At 36.1% G+C, this 1,639-nt stretch carries 2 protein-coding genes and 1 pseudogene; all 3 read right to left on the minus strand.

Features of this window, described 5'->3' with window-relative positions; translation table 11 throughout:
• Window positions 1-143: 143 nt before the first annotated feature.
• A complete protein-coding gene (locus ACFQ91_RS17160; RefSeq protein ID WP_043858541.1) occupies window positions 144-800 on the minus strand; it encodes a replication protein in 657 nt (218 codons plus the stop codon).
• 75 nt (window positions 801-875) lie between these two features.
• Window positions 876-1,016: a CopG family transcriptional regulator gene (locus tag ACFQ91_RS17165; protein ID WP_043858540.1), complete on the minus strand. Its 141-nt coding sequence runs from the start codon at window positions 1,014-1,016 to the stop codon at window positions 876-878.
• Between the two features lie 289 nt (window positions 1,017-1,305).
• Window positions 1,306-1,639, minus strand: a pseudogene (locus tag ACFQ91_RS17170) (hypothetical protein); the annotation flags it as partial.

A 1,639-nucleotide genomic window follows, 5' to 3' on the forward strand; every position in this document is an offset into this window, starting at 1 on the left:
TCCACGATTCTATTGACAGACGCCACGTGTCGCTTTCTCCTTCAAGCGCCCACCAGAACAAAATAAAAAAAGATACAGAAAAAGATACAGAAGAATCTTCTGTATCTCTTGTATCTCAATCCTTTTCTGTCGTTTTATGTCGATTATTTTAACTCTCCTGTTTCTCTATCAATATCGCCCCGACCATATTTCCGTTCTTGATAAACGGCATCAAAATACAGTCTAATCAATCCAGTATGCGAACGTAAAACAGAATTGATAATCTTCATGCTGGGTAAGTTATATTCTTCCCCACGAACCCTTACAAACCTTCTTAATTCACGAATATTAGCCAGTCCATGTTCATCAATCAAATCACAAAGATCATTCAGCATGTCGTCTTTTTCTTCAACATCAAGCGTTATGTATCTATCAATATCAAAATTGTTTAGTAGTTTAATATCTTTCTTGTCATATACATGCTTGTTTTTAGCGATAGCGTCTTTTGATTCGTGCGTTAAATATAAATACATATTTTCCATGCTTTGAACTACAATTTGCACCATGGAAACACTTTTATTACCCAATGCTCGTTGTATTCTTTTACGGACACTATCAGCAGTAACAGGATTTTTCGCCACATAAATCACATGATAATGGGCTTTTTTATATTTTTGTCCCTCAACTTTACTTAAATCTTTATCATGAAGTGGGCTAATCGCAATAGGAACACCGAGCGATTCCAATTTCGTTTCCCAATCTTCGGGTATGCTTTCAGGGTACAACAGAAACGTAAAGTATCTTGCCTTATCTTTAGCCATAATGTTATAATCACCCTAACAGAAACAAAGGAATTCCAAAAAGCGAACTCTTCCAGGGGGTCGCTTTTTTTGTGTTCATTTCTGCCCTTTCTTGTATTCTTCCAAAACTACTGTAATCATCGCAGACTTACTCAAACCCTTCTCTTTGCACAACTCCTCTAAATAAGCGTGAACACTTTCTGACATAGTGATTGTAAATCTCTTTTTATTTGTCATATCGTTCTCCTTTTTGCATGTTAAAAATAATATAACAAAGTGGTGTAATTTTTGCAATAAAATACACAAAAAATATGTAAAAGGCAAAATGTCGCTCAAAATGTCGCCGAAATGTCGCTCAAATGTCGCAAGCTTCAAACCCTTGTGGCTCTAGGGTTTGAATGGCTTTTTCTCTCAATTTGGCACTCGGCACTTAAAGGGGGGGTCGTAGTAGCCCCCCCTTTTTCCTCTCTCACCCCAAAAAATCCAAGTTCAAAAAACCAAAAAAAGCACCTTTTTCAGGTGCTTTTTATCTTTCAAGACCATTTTCTCTTTCACGACGCTTTTCAACCCTGTTTAAACGCTCAAATTCGCCCTCAGGGGCTTTTTCTTTAATTTTGCCTACCAAATCATTAAAAAGGCTCTTAAACGTCTTTAAATCGTTTGTACGGGCTTTTAAAAATTCTTTGGTGCTTTTATATATCAAACCAATTTCACGCTTTAAATCGCTTATATGGCTTTTTAATTTGCTATTCTCTCGAAGCAACTGCATATTTTCCTGTCTTAATTTTTTATTTGAATTGGCTTCTGTTTCCCACTCTTTATAAATCACTCTAAGCTTTTGACCCAAAGCTTTATTTTCC

This window comes from Brevibacterium sp. NPDC056726 (assembly GCF_042790515.1).
Lineage (GTDB): Bacteria > Actinomycetota > Actinomycetes > Actinomycetales > Brevibacteriaceae > Brevibacterium > Brevibacterium sanguinis.

What these genes read in the sequence shown, in the direction of transcription:
- ACFQ91_RS17160 (WP_043858541.1), bottom strand. Translation starts at nt 800, where the DNA reads ATGGCTAAAGATAAGGCAAGATACTTTACGTTTCTGTTGTACCCTGAA.
- ACFQ91_RS17165 (WP_043858540.1), bottom strand. Translation starts at nt 1,016, where the DNA reads ATGACAAATAAAAAGAGATTTACAATCACTATGTCAGAAAGTGTTCAC.